This is a genomic window from Parabacteroides sp. Marseille-P3160 (assembly GCF_900162725.1).
Classification (GTDB): Bacteria; Bacteroidota; Bacteroidia; order Bacteroidales; family Tannerellaceae; genus Marseille-P3160.
Window position 1 is genome coordinate 3,564,345 of the sequence record NZ_LT799418.1, and the last position, 14,712, is coordinate 3,579,056.

Here is a 14,712-nt window from a genome sequence, read left to right on the forward strand (position 1 = left end):
AGTTCTTAGGTTTCAGTAAAGTGATTACCAAGAAACATCGATACAGAATCTACCGATCTGGATAAAGTATACCGTAAAGCTATCCAGCAATACGATGTGAATTCGGTTTATACCACAGGCAATCAAATACATTCGGTTGTAGAAGATGCATCGGGCAATAAATTTACAGAAAGTGTCAACGAATACCACAGCTATAAAGTAACTGCTTCAGCAGATACGTACAGCTTCGTTTCGGATAACTCTATCTGTTCCGACCGTGCCATAGCCTTTACCCCTCTGAAATATGCCAAATCAGTAGTGCACGAAGGACAGGCAGACGGTATGACAGCCAATGAAAGCTACTACGAATATTATCTGAACGGTTATTTCGGAGATCTTAAGAGCTATAAGTACAGCGATAAGGGAACTTTGGGTAATACGGGCACAGGAGCTTCAACTACCAGACGTCGGTTGAATATACCAATAATACAGCCAAGCATATACTGGGACTTCCTGTAAAAGTACAGGTCAAAGGTTCGGATGGCAAACTCTACCGCCAGACAGAAGCAGCTTACGATCTTGCCTATGCCAACCACCTGACCAAAGTGATCCAGACCCTCGATGAAGCAGGCAATAAAGCAGAAATCGACATTACATACGATACGGTAATATCACTAAAAAGACCCTGCCTGCCAACAGCAAAGGACAGCGTATGTATTTTTCGTACAGGTATGACCGCGACTACGAAATGTATGTAGAACGTGTAGAAGATGCCTTTGGCTACCGCTCCGAAATGGAAGACTACGATTACCGGTATGGTATTCCACTCGTTACCCCCGATATGAACGGTTATACGATGGAAACCACAATCGACCATCTGGGACGTATTCAGACCATTACCGCACCTGCACCCGTTACAGGCATGGAAGGGCAAATGAACCATACCTATAACTATGATGGTTGCACCGCCTGCAAAGTGCAACGGGTACTTATAGCGGAGCAGAAAACAAATCGGCATCCTATACCCTTGCCATGAGCTATGATAACCTGCATAACATTACAGACAAGAAACAGCATGTGCAGCAGCAAGGCATCCAGTTTGACGGAATCCTGAAAGCAGGTTATGACCTGACCTATAACTACAACAGTCAGAAACCTCATCAGATAGCCAACCTGAAAGACGAAAATTACCGTACCGAAGGCGATGCAGCTCAGGATAAGATAACCTAAGACCATGCTTATGAGTATGATGCTAACGGTAATCTGATTTATATAAATACCGCAAGGGAGAAACAGGACGGGCAGGCAGAAGAAAAAGCCAATGAACGCAAACTGCGCCGGGACGAAAAAAGCCGTTTGCAGGCTATTAACGACAACGGCTTTATTTCGGGTTACTGGTACGATGCTTCCGGCGAACGTGTTGTCAAAGCCAGCGGTGACGACGAAGGGATCTATGTGAATGACGTGTTTAGCGATGCCAGAACTGAGACCAATAATTTTACGGCTTATATCAATCCGTATCTGGTAGTCAGCAAAGGCGGGCAGTACACCAAACATATCTATATAGGCAGCCAACGTATTGTATCTAAGCTGGGTGATTTGGACTCTTACGGGCAAGACCCGAGAAGAATAGAATATGCAGGAGCAGGTATCAGCAATGTTACGGTAGACTATAAGAACAAATATACGTCTTCGCAGCAGCAGATAAAAGATAATTATGCTGCATTTGAAGTACCGTATTATGGCAAGGATAATGATGACTACGTGAATGGCGGCAGATTCTGCTGTGATGACAGTCCGAAACTGAAATCTTTCAATCCAAGCCAGAATGATAATCCTGAATTATTCCAGTATTATTATCATTCCGATCATTTGGGTAGCGCAAGTTTAATTACTAATTTAGATGGCGAGATAGTACAGCATATCGAGTATGTACCATTCGGGGAAGTGTTCATCGAAGAACGCAACAATAAATGGAACACTCCATACCTATTCAATGCCAAAGAGTTGGATGAAGAAACGGGTTTGTACTATTACGGTGCGAGGTATTATGACCCGAAGGTAAGTTATTTCAAATGTGAAATTATTTTTTTTAATATTCATTGCTTCAACTGTATTTAAAGCTGATTGGAAATGTACGACATTACTCACCATTAGAGCAAACTTGGTTGATTTATCTGTATAAGTCGCTTCATTTTTAATGGGTTCTTGTGCGGAAATGCTATTATATGGCAAAGCCAAGAAAGACATTGCTAATAATAAAAATAATAATTTTGTTCTCATTTATCTATTTATTTATTGTTATATAAAAATTCGTATACCTTGGTAATGTTACTATCTAAACTGTTATCTACATGACATTGATCCTTTGTAGCAAATTCTATGGTGTTTTTTTGATCTGCCTCGTAATCATCGGAGAAAAGAACTTTAATATGAATACTACCTATTTTTGATTTATCTTCACTCATTTCATATGTTATTTCTGTTCGGACATCCTTTATCTCAAAATGTCTTAGGTGAGCTGCATAGTCAATTGTGCCGAGTAAGCAACTTCCATAAGCACTTATTAATAAATCGACTGGTGTAAATTGAACTGCATTCGCAGCAATAGGCTCTTTGTTTAAAGGAGACTTGGTTGTTGAAAGGTATTTTCCTTCATACGTCGTTTTAATTATAGCTGACATAGTTTTCTTTTTTACTGCTTTTATTAAAAAAATTAGTTATACAAAGGTCTGGAATTTATGATTTCAAGAAAATGAAAATCAAGAAACCAGACCAGCTATTCTATAAAATATTTATAGAAAAAGGGTACGTTAAAGTGCTTAGAACGGGACTTTAACTGATTGACTTTCTAAATTCGGACGGAGATACTTTTGTGTGCTTTTTGAAATATTTCACAAAATAAGACGGATCATCAAAACCTAATCTATATTCTATTTGATTTACATTGAGTTCTGAATATAGCAACATCCTCTGCGCTTCCAAGATAATGCGTTCCTGTATCATTAATGAAGGACTTTTACCTAACAATTGATTGGTCAGATCAGACAATGTACGGGTTGAAATATGTAACAATTGAGCATACTCAGTGATTGTCAATCCCTTTTGATAATTCTCATCAATTAGATTAATAAATCGAATGAGTTGAGTCCGTTTTTCATTTATTTGAAAAAACGATTGTTCTCCATTTTTTTTCAAATTCATTTCTTCTACGCTGAATTTGTATCAGAAATGATTTGAGATATGACCGTAATAATTCTTCTTTTCCAAAATTATTTTCACAGGCAAGTTCTCTCTCTATCTGTCTCAAATATTCATTGAGAATAGAATCCATATTGCACTGGATACAACACAAGGGTTGCTGATAAGGATTATTAAATAAACTACATCTGAGAAAGAACTCAATTTCACTGTCTTGTTGTATGAGAAATGACTCATTAAAATTTATCAACACTCCTGTGTAATCAGAATATTTATCAAAGTAGTGTACCTGATTTTTAGAAATAAAAAATATAGAATTTTCCGAAACAGGATATTCCTTAAAATCAACAGTATGGTTACCATCTCCAGATCTAAACCAAATAACTTGATAAAAACTTTGAATGTGGGCTTCTGTTGCATGCTCTCCTTGCTCTTTGAGATAATTACCTAATTCAAGAATTTCAAACTGAGGCTTATCAGGTTGATAAAGATTAAGGTGATGTTCTTTTATTTTATTTATATATTTAGCAGACATCTCTTACCAGTGAATATTTAAGTTAATCTCGAGAATAAAATGATAGAGTTGCCCAATTTCACAACTCTATCACTTTATTATTCCTATTATAAATTATTTTCTACAGTCTTGTTTTTTAATAGAACTGTCTCTATGGCATCTTTTAAGTTAGCTTTGGGCATTGCTCCTGCAACCATTTGTGGTTGCCCGTTTATAGGAATAAATAATAATGAAGGAATACTTCTTATTCCGAAGAAAGAGGCCAACTCTTGCTCTTGTTCTGTATCTATTTTATAAATATATATTTCACCATCGTATTCATTTGCCAGCTCTTCTAAAATTGGTGCAACTACTTTACATGGACCACACCAATCTGCATAAAAATCGACCAAAGCAGGTTTATCGCCAAGGTATTTCCATTCCGTTGGGTTTGTCTCATAATTCGCTACCTTTTTCAAGAACTGGGCTTTTGTTAAGTGAATTGTTTTCACTTTATTCTCAACATTTTTAGTATCTGATACAGGTTCTTCTTTTGTTGTTTTTGCACTGCAAGATGTTACAAATAATGCAGTAAATACTATTGTCATTATAATTGATTTCATATCGTAAATTTTAAATTATTTATCTTTTAAGTATTTGTTATTGTTCTTGTGATTGGTTCTTTTGCTTAAAAAATCCACCTACTAAAATTCCCATTATAGTTCCGTATATACTGCTATTGATTGGAGATGCAGTTATAGAGCATGTTCCGGTAGAACATCCTACATATCGCCAGTATAAATAACCGGCTATGGCTCCAATAATACCGCCTATGATGTAGGCTAAATTGTTTTTTATATATTTCATATTATTATAAATTATCTGTATCTGCACTGAAATGCCAATCGTTTATAAACAAAGTCATCAGCTTTATGCCTTTCCGTATCATATCCATGTCTGGCTATAGCAATACTGATTGAATCAATGTTTGTTCTCGATTCATCAAAATCCACAAGTAACATTTGCTCTCCCTGCAACCAATAGGCAAAACGGACACCCGGTAAATATTTTGAAGCCCGTTCAATCTCATCCTGATATAGATCGTCATACCCTCCCTTTACTTGTAGAACATAATGTTTTCCTCCTTTTCTAGCCGGAGTATGTGCCAGATCTGTTTCTGTAACCAGATTAGATGTTTGACAGCTAAAAAAGCAAAAAAACAGAGAGCTGATTAAAATCATTTTTATCATATCAGATAGTTTAATGATGAATACTCTGTGTCCATGTAATACCGCTGATATCGGTAAGAGTTAAATCATAGATTCCTTTAGGGAGATTTTGTAAATTATCCTCCTTTAGAGCTAAAGCAGCTTTACTTCCCAATGGAATGACAAGGCTATGTTTACCCGGTACTACCTTTGCTACATAATAGTTGTCAATGTCAGATTTCGAAAATTGTGACAAAGATTTACCATCTTTATCCATTATTACATTCCCTTCTTGGTCTTTTAACTGAATACCAATCAGAAAAGATCCATATACATCGGCTCCTTCGACTCTGAAAACGGTGAATGATAATTTATCATCATCTAACTTTGCATCCGAAATTTCGACAATAGGTTTTACCGATTTATTATGCAGCTTACCCCATACACCATTATGAAAGTATTGGTTAGTAAACAGTGTCATAAAGAATATAACGGCCGTGCCTGCTATTACAATTTTTTTCATTAGCGTATCGCCAATAGATAATACTCCGGACATAAACCACGAAGAATATTTGAATCGGTCAAATGGAGCTTTATTCTGAAGATAATAGTCGAGTGAATATCTACCTCCCCCTGTAAAGAAAATAGCAAAGCCAGTAGCCATACCCAAAATACCAATCTGCCATTCATCCAGACAGGTTGTTCCGAGCCATCCCGAGCCTAATAAGATCCCGGTAGCTAATGCTAATACACCAATACTCATTAATCGGGTAAACAGTCCCAACATTATGAATAAGCCTACAATAGCTTCTATAATAGTAAAAATAACCATAGCCCACCATAAAGCATCCGGATTAGATACAAGATACTCTATCATAGGTTTTATACCCAAAGCATTGGGGAGAAAATGATTAAATTTTTCACCGATATATCCGGCTTGGTCTTCTATCAGTTTATTTTCGAGAACTAATCGTCTCCAGAAAGCTGAGAAATAAGTCCAACCTACGACTAAACGCAAGGCTAGTGTAAACGTTCCAGATAGAAGATAGCTCTGTTGTAATTCTTGATTATTATATTTCATAAATAGATTAATTATTTAAAATTGAATACATAACAACTGCTGATAAAATAAAAATCATTCTATCAGACATTAAAAAATGCACTCAAAATCAAATAATCAATTTCCTGTATATAAGAAATATAGGTACTGAGGAGAAGTAGCTTGGATCAGAGCCAGTACTGTGATACAGGGCAAGATCGGTTGGTATAGAGAAAAACGAAGAAGTTTGTTTGAAGGTATGCTTAACATTAAACTGTTGTTTCTTCTTTTTGTTTTTCTTACTATGAACAGATGTATAAACACATATAGTATTGCTGCTCTTTTCTACTTGTACAGATGCATTAACAGGAATACCCAATAGCTGCTTAATGTCTTGTTTCACAGAACAGGGCAGACTTATGAGGATTGCTAATGGCAACAGATATAGAAGAGTGACAATATTTTTACGCATGATTATATTCATTGACCATATTGGTGAAACACCTACGGTCAGATAAAGTTTAGCTCTTTTTAAATTTAAAAGATTAGCTCTTCAAAATATTACAGAATTATTTTACGCAAATTAATGAGTAATATTAAGGTTATAAATACTTTTTCTCAAAAATACCAGCATTTTTCTCAATAGTACACTTAGCTGATTCTATAGAAGAAGATTATATTCTACAATTAGAAATATATTTATAAGCTATTTATTTATTTTTGTCAGTAGAATTAATTTTTCAAATATGCAAAATTTCCGTTTAAGAGTATTTCATACAGTTGCCATCCATCTCAATTTTTCTAAAGCTGCTGAGTTGTTATATATTTCTCAGCCTGCTATAAGTAAAAATATCAAAGAACTGGAAACAGAATTAGACATTAAATTATTTGAAAGGGTTGCCGGAAGGGTTAAACTGACGGATGCCGGTCGTATTACATTTGAATATGCGGAATCAGTGCTTGCTCTAGAGAGGAAATTATCTTTTAATTTAGGAACCTTGAAACAAAAATATTCAGGTAGTTTGAGATTAGGAGCAAGTACTACAATCGGACAGTATATATTACCTTCTATACTTGCTCGTTTTCATGAAAAACACTCGGATATTGAGCTTTCGTTATTGAATGATAATACGGAAAAAACAGAAAAAGCTTTGCTAAAGAATGAGATCGATATAGCCATTGTGGAAGGATCGTCTAAGAATAGTCTTATCAAATATATTCCATTTATCAAAGATGAGATTGTCGCAATAGTACATACCTCGCAAACTTTATCTCAGAAAGAAGAGATTAGTATTGAAGAATTGAAGACAATGCCATTGGTCTTACGCGAAGAGGGCTCAGGTAGTCTGGCGGTTATCACTGATAAACTGAAGGAATATGAAGTCAAACTCACAGATATGAATATAGTTATGCATTTGGGAAGTACAGAAAGCATTAAATCGTATTTGGCTCATTCTAATACTATGGCGTTGATATCTATTCATGCTGTAACAAAGGAAATAGCAAATGGAGAATTTAAAATTATAGATATTAACAATCTGGAAATTAATCGTATCTTTTATTTTATTCATACACATGGACAACTGACTGGATTGTCGGAGATGTTTCTACATTTCACTCAAAAATCTATAACTAACGGTTATAGCTTATAACGATTTTTGATATATACTCTATTCGTTTTTGGCAGATCTTTGAGGTCAAAAAACACTATGGAGTATATTAAATCAAATTTGGTTATTTTGAGAAAAAGTATTTTTATTGTAACTATATTGCTGTGTCTCTTTCCATTTGTTCAACCTCCTATAGCTTTACTTGCTGGTTTTATTCTTTCATTTAGTATCGGTCATCCGTATCCGAAAGCTAGTAAAAAGGCTATAAAATATCTGCTTCAGATATCTGTTGTAGGTTTAGGTTTTGGTATGAATATATATGAAGCTGCTGCGGTAGGAAAGGAAGGCATTGTATTTACTGCTGTAAGTATTATTTCTACTATTAGTATTGGACTTATACTCGGAAAGATTTTATCTACACCGCGAAAGACGAGCTTGTTGATCTCTTCCGGTACAGCCATTTGTGGAGGAAGCGCGATAGCAGCAATGTCTCCGGTAATAGATGCCGATGAAGATGAAACATCAGTTTCGTTAGGAATTATCTTCATACTGAATTCTTTAGCTTTATTTATATTTCCTCTACTGGGAGAATTACTACATATGACACAAGAGCAATTTGGCTTGTGGTCGGCAATTGCAATTCACGATACGAGTTCTGTAGTAGGGGCAGCCCAGAAATATGGAGACAGAGCTTTGAAAATAGCGACAACGGTAAAATTGGAACGGGCATTATGGATTATTCCTATCTCTGTGATAACAGCTGCCTTTTATAAAAAAAATGGAAACAAAATAGCAATACCTTATTTTATATTCTTGTATGTCATAGCTATGTTTATGAATACTTTTATTCCTCAAATTGAAACTCTTAGTCCATCCATAGTAACTGTCTCGAAACGTGGGCTTACTCTTACGTTATTTTTAATTGGAGCCGGTCTTTCAAAAGAAGCATTAAAATCGATAGGAATCAAGCCTTTGATACAAGGGGTATTGTTATGGACATTTATCTCCGTTTTGTCTCTGGTAGTTATATTGTACATGTAATTCAATAGTTTCCATTATTATCTGAATTCTATTAAATGCGGTTTAATTACTCTTAAAAATAAAGAATTATGCACTACAGCAATAAACATCTTTTATTCGATTTAGGTTTTATCATAATAAAGAATTTCTAACCGATTATATTTATGCCTTATGAATAAAATACCTATCCCAATAATTGAATCAGCATTACGTAAGAAACCCATCAAAATGCCGGAAGAAATATACAATGCCAGTGGCATTAATATTTTTGGGAAACGATTGAAATCATTGGTCTTTTCGACCGATCTGGCTATTATTAAGAATAATAATGCAGATGGGGTGATTGCAGTTTACCCTTTCACCCCCTCAAATATCCATTAATCAAGCTATTATAGAAATATCATCGACTCCTGTATTTTGTGGTGTGGGAGGAGGAATAACAAGTGGACAACGTTCGATTGATATTGCAATCAATGCAGAGCTAAACGGGGCTTATGGTGTGGTTATGAATGCGCCTACTCCCAATAGTCTGATTTCTGAGATGAAAAGCAGACTAGATATCCCTATTGTTATAACAGTAGTGTCTGAAAAAGAAGATTTTGAATCAAGAATTGAAGCCGGAGTATCAATCTTTAATGTTTCAGGAGGAGCGAACACAGCAAATATTGTTCGTAATATCAGAAAGATGCATCCTGATTTTCCTATAATAGCAACGGGAGGCCCTACACCGGAAAGTATATTGCGTACGATCGAAGCTGGAGCGAATTTGATTACTTATACACCACCTACGACAGGAGAATTATTTTCTGCTATTATGGACAACTATAGAGGGGAACTGTAATGCTCTTTTGTCTTGATAAATATTACATTATTTCAGCAGTATTTTATAGAGTAGAGATAATGTAATATTTAAGATAGCTTTAGATGGTATATTCATATTATTACTAGCTTTCAATAGATTCAATAGTTCAGCAACAAAATAGCTGTATTATTCATTACCACACAATTAGTAATATTATGTATTAATGGAGATTGATTGCAGATAAGATTAAGATCTCTAGTGAAATATTCGACATTTATCATAATTATTTATTTTTATACCCACATATTGCAACATAATCTCCACAATCATATCCGGAAATTGGTTCTTCTATTATATTATTTGAATAGATGGGATGTTTTGTCAGGGTTTGAGCATATTCTAGTTTAACTAATCCAACTTGTTTCATCAACATTATCTTCTCTTCCGCGGTACGCCAATTAGCTTGATTTGCCAGTTCTATCGGATATGGATTTCGAGGATATACACTTCCCAGTAGAGCATGATTCCATGTCCCTGTTGATTTGCCCAAATTATAAAGCAAGCCGTAAGAACTTTCTTTAGGTATATCTATCAAGATAATTTTACCTCCATCACGAAGTTTATCAAAACTATTTCGTAATGCTTTTCCTAAATCGGAGATATAACTTGGGCAACCATTGTAAAGGATTGTATCGTAGACCTCGTTTTCACATAAAAACTCCTCTGCCGAACTAACCACAACATTCAACCCTCTCAGAGTTGCAATACCTGCCATATCTGTTGATGGTTCAACCCCGTCCTCAATTGTGATTCCATACTCTGTTCTTAAAATCATTTCGAACAATCCACTACCACAACCAATAGATAGAACTCGCCCACTATCTTTTAAAAAGTGAGCTACCAGTTTAACTTCGGAGTATAATACATTTTTGTTTTCGAGAAACCATGAATCATATTTCTCTGCATACTTATCAAAACTTTCATTCATTTTTTTACAATAATCAAGCCGTTTCGTATTTACGAAACGGCTTGATTAATACTATATATACAGTACTGTTTAGTTTTCACTTTTTCCGTTTCCCTACGATGTCGATTACAACATATCAGGTTCAAGGGTTTAATCTCAGCTCTTATAAAAGAACACCCCTAACAGAGATATTGTGAATATACATATAAATATTGATAATCGTAGTTATTTTCCCTTTTGTATTTAACTTTAATAATATAGGTTTCAAAAACTAAATGATTTCCCGATGTATCGACTCTCAGCCATTAAAATTCTTCATTTTTACAATCTATGTAACGCTTGTCTTAAATCAGATAAAATATCTTCAATATGCTCTAGTCCAAAGGATATTCGAACTAATCCCTCATAAACTCCAATTTCAAGAAGTTGTTTCTCATTCAACTGTCGATGAGTAGTAGTTGAAGGATGTAGCACAGAAGTCCTGATTTGATAATTAATCTCAATTAAATTTGATTATATCAAAATATTAATTTCTTTTGTTTATTATTTCCGTTGGAATTATGATTTATCTAATCAGATTAAAAAATATACAGAAAGCTCTTTATACACTTGATAAAGAATTTTTAGAGGATAATAGTGTCACATTAAATGAAGCTTTTATCTTATACTCCCTGTATAATAAAAAGACCTCTTGTGCCAGCTATCTATCCAATCAGATTGGTTTATCAAACTCTCGAACATCCAGAATATTGGAAAATCTTGAGATAAAAAAATACATTATAAGAAGAATCGGGAAACCAGATAAAAGAAAGATGATCTTTTCCTTAACAGATAAAGGTAGAGAGAAAATAAAAGAAATACAGTCGAGAGAAAATAAATATACAGAGTTTATAATTCGATTAGTTAAAATGATAAAAGAAATCATTACACCATAAGATTATATCAATTATAATAAAAACAAATATATGAAAATACTTATCATAGGTGGGGTTGCCGGAGGAGCTTCTGTTGCAGCTCGTTTAAGGAGAATGGATGAACAGGCTGAAATTATTTTATTTGAAAGAGGTGAATATATTTCTTATGCCAATTGTGGCTTACCATATTATATCGGAGGTACAATAGCGAACAGAGATAATCTTTTCGTCCAAACTGTAGACGGGTTTTCTAAGCGATTCAAGATAGATATCAGGGTATTACAGGAAGTAATCTGCATTAATAGGGAAAAGAAAAGTGTAACCATACAAAACCTTGTTACAAATAAGGAATATACTGAATCTTATGACAAACTCATTGTATCTACCGGATCAGAACCGGTGAAACCTCCAATCAAGGGCATCGATAGTAGAAAGATATTTACACTTCGTAATGTACCTGATACCGATAAAATCAAAAATTTTCTTATAACTCACAAGCCGAAAAGAGCAATTGTCATAGGCGGTGGATTTATTGGGCTGGAAATGGTAGAAAACTTACATCATGCAGGACTCGAAGTGCAGTTAGTTGAAAAGGCAGATCAGGTTATGGCTCCGATTGATTTTTCTATGGCCGCAATAGTTCATCAGTATCTTAGACAGAAAGGGGTACGGCTTTATCTGAAAGAAGGAGTAACCTCTTTCCTCGAAGAAGAAAACGGCATTCGAATCGGACTGGAAAGTGGTAGAGAACTTATCTCCGATATGGTTATTTTCAGTATTGGTGTTCGCCCTGATATTAAGATTGTAAAAGATGCAGGGCTAGAACTTGGAACTACAGGAGGGATTAAAGTTAATAGTTATATGCAGACCAGTGAGAATAATATCTACGCGTTAGGCGATGCCGTAGAAATATTGAATCCGGTAATAAACAAACAAATGCTGATTCCTCTGGCAGGTCCGGCCAATAAACAAGCCCGTATTGTTGCAGATAACATACTGGAGGACAATAAATATATGTACTCGGGAACTATTGGCACATCTATTGCCAAAGTGTTTGACTTAACCGTTGCGGCGACAGGACTTTCATCCAAAATGCTGAACAGAGAGTGTATTGAGCATATATCATCTTTTACCCATGGGAGTTCGCATGCAGGGTACTATCCCGGAGCATCTCAACTGTCAATAAAGATAAATTTCTCTCCCTTAAATGGAAAGCTTCTGGGGGCTCAGGTTGTAGGAAGAGAAGGAGCAGATAAAAGAATTGAGTTGTTTTCTGAGGTTATAAAAAAAGGAGGTACAATTTACGATCTGATGGATATTGAGCATGCATATGCCCCGCCTTATTCATCGGCTAAAGACCCTGTCAATATGGCTGGTTTTGTAGCTGATAATATTCTTAAAGGAAAGATGAGAATAGCCCAATGGCGGGATATTGAAAAAATAAATCTCGCCAAAACGACCCTGTTAGATGTCCGTACTTCAGAAGAATATAGCGAAGGATATATCAATGGTGCGATGAACATCCCCCTAGATGAACTGCGTTCCCGGATTAAAGAAATACCAAAAGAGAAGGACGTTTTAATCTATTGTGCTGTTGGCTTACGCGGGTATATTGCTTCCCGGATATTAGCACAATATGGATTTTCTAATGTTCTAAATATGTCAGGAGGTTATACAACCTATGCAACAGCAATAGCAGAATACTCTTTATAATAGAAAAATTCAGCTATCACTCCGTATTTAAACAAAATTAGAGTTTTAAATATATTATTTCTTATGGAACTATATTCTAATGGAAATAATATATTATCTTTGTAAGAAATATAAATGCAAATAAATATGCAAATTATAAAAAACAATTGGCCATATCTCTTAGGAGCACTTATCGGAGCAATAGGTGGATATATGTATTGGAGGTACATCGGATGTAGTACCGGTACTTGTCCCATAACTTCATCTCCTACAGTTAGTACTCTATACGGAGTATTGCTGGGCGGCTTATTCGGAGGTATTTTTAAAAGAAATAAAGAAAAGAAACAGTAATAAAATAAATAATATGGCGGGATTTTTTAGCAGATTACTCGGATTGGAGGACAAAGCTGATTTTAAAGTTCTCTTAGAGAATGGAGCTATACTTCTGGATGTCCGAACAAAAGAAGAATATAAACAGGGAGCAGCAACAAACTCAGTCAATATTCCTCTGGATAGTTTGAATAGTAATTTATCGAAACTAAAAAAAGATAAACCGATTATTGCTATATGCGCCAGTGGTATGCGTAGTCGCAGTGCGGTGACTCTCTTAAAGAATAAAGGTTTTCAGGAAGTATATAATGGCGGAAGCTGGTTTAATTTTAATGAGTAACAGAATGAATCGCATATTGAAGAATTGGGATTTTGCCCGGATCGTTCGTTTGCTATTGGGTGTTTTGATAGCCATCTATTCAATATCTTCGCAGAACTATATATTTTTGGTTTTTGGAGGATGGCTACTTTTTCAGGCAATTATGAATATTTCCTGTTGTGGCACTGCTCGTTGCTACACGGATACCAAGTACAAAGAAAATATTTATGGTGATCAGATAAAAAAATATAAACCGGATTAAAAATGAAGTATACAATACTATTTTCACTCGTGGCATTATTGCTTATTTCTTGTAATAACAAGACAGAAACAAAAGATCAAATAGAAGAAACAATTAAAAAAGAAAATAAAATGACAACAATACATTTAACAAAAGCTGAATTCTTGTCAAAAGTTGCTAATTTTGAAACAAATCCTACTGAATGGAAATATTTAGGGGATAAACCGGCATTGATTGATTTCTATGCTGATTGGTGTGGCCCTTGTAAAGCTATAGCTCCGGTGCTGGATGAATTGGCCGCAGAATACGGAGGTCGTATATATATTTATAAGATAAATACGGAAACTGAACCTGAACTAGCGTCTGCGTTTGGGATAAGAAGCATACCTTCTTTACTGTTTGTTCCGATGACCGGACAACCTCAAATGGCTGCAGGAGCATTACCAAAACAGCAACTGAAGGAGGCTGTTGATAATCTTTTATTAAAAGAGTAACAGTAAATATAAATTTAGACTAAAATGGCAGACAGTATAAATAATTCGCAAGTAAGAACATTATGTCAGATCAGAGATGTGTATCGGGCGATTTATGACTTTGAGCTAAACTTTCAACAATTATATGATCTTGGCCTGAATGAAGGAATGCTACTATGTTCGCTAAATACTCAAAAATATTCATCAAATGAATTGGCGAGTGTATTGGGGCTGAGTAATTCGAATACATCGAAAGTGATAAAGTCGGTGGAAAAAAAGGGGCTTATCAGACGTATTGTAGGTAAGGAAGATAAGCGCCAGATGTATTTTGCTTTGACTGATTTGGGTAAGAAAAAACTTGAATCGATAAAATGTGCTGAGTTTGATATTCCCGAAACGCTAAGATCTGTAGTCAAACTATAAT

General features: G+C 35.1%; 23 protein-coding genes, 1 pseudogene and 1 riboswitch. Of the genes and pseudogenes, 15 read left to right on the plus strand and 9 right to left on the minus strand.

What is annotated here, in order from left to right; genetic code table 11:
* Positions 1-96: 96 nt before the first annotated feature.
* From BQ8014_RS14310 to BQ8014_RS20100, 4 genes are all read left to right on the plus strand, one after another.
* On the plus strand, positions 97-498 hold the full coding sequence (locus BQ8014_RS14310; protein WP_080904940.1) for a hypothetical protein: 402 nt from the start codon (positions 97-99) through the stop codon (positions 496-498).
* A 193-nt stretch (positions 499-691) separates the two neighbouring features.
* Positions 692-1,015: a hypothetical protein gene (locus tag BQ8014_RS20090; RefSeq protein ID WP_369808800.1), complete on the plus strand. Its 324-nt coding sequence runs from the start codon at positions 692-694 to the stop codon at positions 1,013-1,015.
* A complete protein-coding gene (locus BQ8014_RS20095; protein ID WP_369808801.1) occupies positions 1,012-1,209 on the plus strand; it encodes a hypothetical protein in 198 nt (65 codons plus the stop codon). The genes BQ8014_RS20090 and BQ8014_RS20095 overlap by 4 nt, the downstream gene beginning before the upstream one ends.
* Before the next feature lie 126 nt (positions 1,210-1,335).
* Positions 1,336-2,100 (plus strand): RHS repeat domain-containing protein, encoded by a 765-nt coding sequence (locus BQ8014_RS20100; protein WP_369808802.1) that lies wholly within the window; start codon positions 1,336-1,338, stop codon positions 2,098-2,100.
* 170 nt (positions 2,101-2,270) lie between these two features.
* Here BQ8014_RS20100 and BQ8014_RS14320 read toward each other — a convergent pair whose 3' ends face one another.
* The 7 genes from BQ8014_RS14320 to BQ8014_RS14345 form a co-directional block, all read right to left on the minus strand.
* Complete coding sequence (locus BQ8014_RS14320; RefSeq protein ID WP_080904941.1) at positions 2,271-2,663, minus strand: OsmC family protein; 393 nt, start codon at positions 2,661-2,663, stop codon at positions 2,271-2,273.
* A gap of 151 nt (positions 2,664-2,814) precedes the next feature.
* Positions 2,815-3,183 (minus strand): helix-turn-helix domain-containing protein, encoded by a 369-nt coding sequence (locus BQ8014_RS20105; protein ID WP_200814401.1) that lies wholly within the window; start codon positions 3,181-3,183, stop codon positions 2,815-2,817.
* A complete protein-coding gene (locus BQ8014_RS19560) occupies positions 3,137-3,715 on the minus strand; it encodes an AraC family ligand binding domain-containing protein (protein WP_200814402.1) in 579 nt (192 codons plus the stop codon). The genes BQ8014_RS20105 and BQ8014_RS19560 overlap by 47 nt, the downstream gene beginning before the upstream one ends.
* Before the next feature lie 86 nt (positions 3,716-3,801).
* Positions 3,802-4,296 carry a thioredoxin gene (gene trxA / locus BQ8014_RS14330; RefSeq protein WP_080904942.1) on the minus strand — a complete coding sequence of 165 codons (495 nt, stop codon included), beginning with the start codon at positions 4,294-4,296 and terminating at the stop codon, positions 3,802-3,804.
* A gap of 37 nt (positions 4,297-4,333) precedes the next feature.
* On the minus strand, positions 4,334-4,540 hold the full coding sequence (locus BQ8014_RS14335) for a DUF6132 family protein (RefSeq protein WP_080905980.1): 207 nt from the start codon (positions 4,538-4,540) through the stop codon (positions 4,334-4,336).
* A gap of 11 nt (positions 4,541-4,551) precedes the next feature.
* Positions 4,552-4,923, minus strand: a complete 372-nt coding sequence (locus BQ8014_RS14340; RefSeq protein ID WP_080904943.1) for a hypothetical protein — start codon at positions 4,921-4,923, stop codon at positions 4,552-4,554.
* 10 nt (positions 4,924-4,933) lie between these two features.
* On the minus strand, positions 4,934-5,962 hold the full coding sequence (locus BQ8014_RS14345) for a TQO small subunit DoxD (RefSeq protein ID WP_080904944.1): 1,029 nt from the start codon (positions 5,960-5,962) through the stop codon (positions 4,934-4,936).
* Positions 5,963-6,666: 704 nt separating this feature from the next.
* Here BQ8014_RS14345 and BQ8014_RS14355 point away from each other — a divergent pair.
* The 4 genes from BQ8014_RS14355 to BQ8014_RS19775 all read left to right on the plus strand — a co-directional run bounded on the left by BQ8014_RS14355 (position 6,667) and on the right by BQ8014_RS19775 (position 9,391).
* On the plus strand, positions 6,667-7,572 hold the full coding sequence (locus tag BQ8014_RS14355) for a LysR substrate-binding domain-containing protein (RefSeq protein WP_080904946.1): 906 nt from the start codon (positions 6,667-6,669) through the stop codon (positions 7,570-7,572).
* A 57-nt stretch (positions 7,573-7,629) separates the two neighbouring features.
* Entirely contained in the window at positions 7,630-8,571 is a 942-nt protein-coding gene (locus tag BQ8014_RS14360; protein ID WP_080904947.1) for a YeiH family protein, read from the plus strand.
* Positions 8,572-8,721: 150 nt separating this feature from the next.
* Complete coding sequence (locus tag BQ8014_RS19770) at positions 8,722-8,931, plus strand: hypothetical protein (RefSeq protein ID WP_234998054.1); 210 nt, start codon at positions 8,722-8,724, stop codon at positions 8,929-8,931.
* 43 nt (positions 8,932-8,974) lie between these two features.
* Positions 8,975-9,391 (plus strand): hypothetical protein, encoded by a 417-nt coding sequence (locus BQ8014_RS19775; protein WP_234998055.1) that lies wholly within the window; start codon positions 8,975-8,977, stop codon positions 9,389-9,391.
* Positions 9,392-9,635: 244 nt separating this feature from the next.
* Here the strand turns inward: BQ8014_RS19775 and BQ8014_RS14370 are convergent, their stop codons facing one another.
* Positions 9,636-10,340: a class I SAM-dependent DNA methyltransferase gene (locus BQ8014_RS14370; RefSeq protein ID WP_080904948.1), complete on the minus strand. Its 705-nt coding sequence runs from the start codon at positions 10,338-10,340 to the stop codon at positions 9,636-9,638.
* 73 nt (positions 10,341-10,413) lie between these two features.
* A riboswitch (TPP riboswitch) is annotated at positions 10,414-10,510 on the minus strand.
* Positions 10,511-10,640: 130 nt separating this feature from the next.
* Positions 10,641-10,793: a PLP-dependent transferase gene (locus BQ8014_RS20110; RefSeq protein ID WP_369808803.1), complete on the minus strand. Its 153-nt coding sequence runs from the start codon at positions 10,791-10,793 to the stop codon at positions 10,641-10,643.
* A gap of 86 nt (positions 10,794-10,879) precedes the next feature.
* Between BQ8014_RS20110 and BQ8014_RS14380 the strand changes: the two genes are divergently transcribed.
* The 7 genes and pseudogenes from BQ8014_RS14380 (at position 10,880) to BQ8014_RS14410 (ending at position 14,711) form a co-directional block, all read left to right on the plus strand.
* Positions 10,880-11,254, plus strand: coding sequence for a MarR family winged helix-turn-helix transcriptional regulator (locus BQ8014_RS14380; RefSeq protein ID WP_080904950.1), 375 nt, complete (start codon positions 10,880-10,882; stop codon positions 11,252-11,254).
* A 30-nt stretch (positions 11,255-11,284) separates the two neighbouring features.
* Positions 11,285-12,934, plus strand: a pseudogene (locus BQ8014_RS14385) (CoA-disulfide reductase); the annotation flags it as partial.
* Positions 12,935-13,072: 138 nt separating this feature from the next.
* Positions 13,073-13,276, plus strand: a complete 204-nt coding sequence (locus BQ8014_RS19780) for a DUF6132 family protein (RefSeq protein WP_080905981.1) — start codon at positions 13,073-13,075, stop codon at positions 13,274-13,276.
* Positions 13,277-13,289: 13 nt separating this feature from the next.
* Entirely contained in the window at positions 13,290-13,595 is a 306-nt protein-coding gene (locus BQ8014_RS14395; protein WP_080904952.1) for a rhodanese-like domain-containing protein, read from the plus strand.
* Between the two features lie 4 nt (positions 13,596-13,599).
* The gene (locus tag BQ8014_RS14400; protein ID WP_080904953.1) at positions 13,600-13,836 is read left to right on the plus strand and encodes a hypothetical protein; all 237 of its coding nucleotides are present in this window, start codon (positions 13,600-13,602) and stop codon (positions 13,834-13,836) included.
* 2 nt (positions 13,837-13,838) lie between these two features.
* Positions 13,839-14,309, plus strand: coding sequence for a thioredoxin (trxA, locus tag BQ8014_RS14405; RefSeq protein WP_080904954.1), 471 nt, complete (start codon positions 13,839-13,841; stop codon positions 14,307-14,309).
* A 24-nt stretch (positions 14,310-14,333) separates the two neighbouring features.
* The gene (locus tag BQ8014_RS14410; protein WP_080904955.1) at positions 14,334-14,711 is read left to right on the plus strand and encodes a MarR family transcriptional regulator; all 378 of its coding nucleotides are present in this window, start codon (positions 14,334-14,336) and stop codon (positions 14,709-14,711) included.
* The last annotated feature ends 1 nt before the right edge of the window (position 14,712 follow it).